The organism is Streptococcus sp. 4155, from assembly GCF_013276695.1.
In the GTDB taxonomy this organism is placed as follows: Bacteria; Bacillota; Bacilli; order Lactobacillales; family Streptococcaceae; genus Streptococcus; species Streptococcus pseudopneumoniae.
The window spans coordinates 1-251 of record NZ_VMLM01000012.1 but is presented as its reverse complement, the minus strand read 5'-3'; the positions used below and the strand labels follow the sequence as shown (position 1 = coordinate 251).

The 251-nt window shown below is 35.1% G+C and carries 1 protein-coding gene; it reads left to right on the top strand.

From position 1 onward, the window contains the following. On the top strand, window positions 1-206 hold a 206-nt coding region (locus HT715_RS01715), incomplete at its 5' end, for a transposase domain-containing protein (RefSeq protein ID WP_212750453.1). Between the last annotated feature and the right edge of the window lie 45 nt (window positions 207-251).

The window sequence follows — 251 nt, the reverse complement described above, 5'->3', positions numbered from 1 at the left end:
GGTTGTTTTCTCAAAGTTTTGAAGGAGCTAAAGCAACAGCTATTATTATGAGTTTGTTGGAAACAGCTAAACGTCATCAACTAAATAGTGAAAAATATCTATCCTATCTTCTAGAATGTCTTCCAAACGAGGAAACTCTCGTAAACAAAGAGGTTTTAGAGGCTTATTTACCATGGAATAAAGTTGTACAAGAAAAGTGCAAATAAGAAATCTCCAGATTAGGAACTATCCGTGAGTTCTCTAGTCTGGAG